The organism is Helicobacter sp. 12S02232-10 (genome assembly GCF_002272895.1).
Taxonomy (GTDB): domain Bacteria; phylum Campylobacterota; class Campylobacteria; order Campylobacterales; family Helicobacteraceae; genus Helicobacter_J.
In genome coordinates, this window is the sequence record NZ_MLAQ01000027.1 from 1 (window position 1) to 2,976 (window position 2,976).

Below are 2,976 nucleotides of genomic sequence, written 5' to 3' on the forward strand. Positions count from 1 at the left end.
AATTTGAATGCAATCTTTGATAATAGAGGGGTGGATACTTCTATCGCTGATTATGTCACTTATAAAGATACAAACAGCAATACCCAAACAGCAACCACCAATGCTTTTGGAGCTTTGAGTGATTCGATCTTAAAGGTTTTAAAAGCAACACTCAATGGAAACTTGACTTTAGGGAGTAGCACAACAGCACGATTAGATTTTTATGGCAGCAGTTTTGGAAAGGATGCCAAGATTACAGGTCCAGTAACTAACACAGATGGCACTTCTACAGGAAGTGTTGGAGGGAATGCAAATTCTTCTTTTACATTCCATACCATCAATCTAGACTTTGGCACTTCTTCCCTTGCAAAACTCAATGTTGCTGGAAAGATCATCTTTGATGGTCCCAATACTCTGCAAGGAACCATTGATGGATTTGGAAGTGCAACAATCCAAACACAAGGAATCCAAACACCTAATGTCTTGGTATTTAGAAATGAAATCCTTCCTGATACTAACAAGACTAATAGTGTAGAAACACAAGCCACTTCTAATTTGAGTGCTTCAGGGATTGATTTGAGCCATATTGGCAGTCTTGATTATTTTAATCTTCCAAATAATTCTAATCCAAGCCTAGATTATTCTCAAATTGCTCAAGGAGGATCGTTCCAAGGAACCTTAGCCACTAAAACAGCAATGACTTATACCTTTATTGGTGAGAAATCTCAAACCTTCAATCAAGACTCTTCTAGTGGAAAGACTCCAACTAAATTAGATGCTTCCTTAGCAAATGCCACCATCAATATCATCGATGGAGGCAAACTATTGAGTGCGAATCTCAAGGGTGTGAATGCTCCTGTAAGTTCTGATACTGTAAGCCCTGAAGGCTCTGATACTACAGGTTCTAGCACTCCTAGCTCTAGCCCTGCAAGTTCTAGCACAGATTCTGTGGCCTTCACTCCAAACAATACACTCAATCTCTATGGCAACACTGCCATCACACTCTCACCTGCAAATAGTGATGATAAAGAGACAAAAGCTTCTTTAGAAGTCGATGCCACCAATCTCACCATCAATGCTGTGATTGATACAAAGAATTATCAATTATGGGGAGGCAAGGATACAAATGGAGACAAACCTTATTTAGACTTTGATATCAAAGGAGCAGCCAATCAATCTGCTATCTGGCATCTAACCTTTATGGGCAATTATCCTGATCCTGATTTTAATGATCAATTCTATACAGGGCATATTGATACACTCTCCAATGCTTCTAAGATTGTCTTTAAGAATGCAGGCTATATCAACGGAGAACAAATTGCAGATACCTTAGCCAATGTCATCTTAGACCATACCCAAACCAAAGGGGATTTTTATAGCAACACTGCCACACTTGATTTTAGAGCCGTGCAAGATTCAGACTTATATGCAAAAGGATTTGATGGATTGAGTGGGAATATTGTGAGCAGACAAGCTTCTGATGTAAAAACCATTGCCTTTGATTTTAGCAACAACACCAAAGCAGATAAAATCAAAAATCCAAACGAAGAAACTTCAAATGATTATTATGTCTCTGGAGCAAGTGGTTCTAGCTTTAGTTTCATCAATTTAAAAGATAACAAAAATTCAGATCCAAATGGAGTACTTGTTTGGGTCCCTAAAACAGATAAAAGAGGAGATTTAGGCACTGCAAATACAAACGCAGATGCTGTGTTTAAAACCCTTCAAAATGCAGGGGTGCATTTAAGAGCTGCTAATTCTTCTTTAGATAAGCCTAGCATTCAAAAACAAGAAGTGCCTCAAACGCTTGCAAGTGATGCAACCTTTAATTTCTATGGCTCTCATATCATTGGAGCAGGAACTGGGAATAATGCTGGAATGATTACATCTGATTATGGCATTGGTTTATTTGTTGATAGCCGCTCTAGTGATGAAAGAATCAGTATGGGTGGATTTGATTCCAAACTCAACCAATCTGATTTGAGCAATGTCCATCACATCACTTCTAATCAAGGTGGGGTGAGTTTAGGACTTTATGGAGATAATGCCATCAAAGATGTCTCTAAAGACATCACTGTTAGCATTGCTAAAGGGGCAGCTTTCAATCTATTTGTTCAAGGAGATCCCTTAAGCACTCCCCAAGATAGTAGTGATACCCCAGCTCCAACATTACTTGCAAACATCACTTTGAATGGGAATGAAAGTGATGGTCTTCTCAAAGCAGGTTCTTCAATGGATATTGAAAAAACAAGCTTTAAAGGAACATATTTAACCTCTAAAGATACAAGTCTCAATCCTGATGGTTCCTCTAAGAGCATTCAAGGTGGAAACATCAAAGCAAGCTTTAATAATGATGCTTCTTTAAGAGAGAATTCTATCTTAGGGAGCAAGGATGGAACCTTAGATGTGAGCATTGATTACACTCTACCCACTCCTCAAATACAACAAGCAACAGCTCAAAATGATTCGATCAAGACTCCCACTCCCACTCCTGTTTCTGCAGCCATTACAGAACCCTCTAAAGCTCCTACATTCATCATTGGAGAAGGCATCACACATTTGGATTTTAAAAATGCAGGAACCATCAACATTAAAACTTCACAAGCCAATCTTGAACTCACTTCCACACAAGATTCTAAAGACAATGTTGGAGAAACTCCAGCTGTTTCTAATAAAGATGCATCTCCAAGCACTCTTTCTGTTGCTTCTTCTGGAGCAGCTACCACTCCAGTCACTCCAGATGAAACCCTATGGAATAAAGATTCTAAAGGAACAATGCTAGCAGCAGGATCTTCTTTGATTGCTAATCACACCACATTGATTGGAGATCTTTACACCCAACTAAACAATGATACGCCCAATGCACAAGCAAATGGAACCTATTACAATCTAAGCTTTGATACAACCAATCCTTCTGAAAGTTCTTATTTCCAAACCAACCATATTGGAATGGGTGTGACCAATGGCAAAACTGGTTCTTCCATCACAGCTATTGGC

General features: G+C 38.9%; 1 protein-coding gene. It reads left to right on the forward strand.

What is annotated here, in order from left to right:
* A partial coding sequence (locus BKH41_RS09905; protein WP_180762811.1) for a hypothetical protein occupies nucleotides 1-2,976 on the forward strand: 2,976 nt, incomplete at both ends.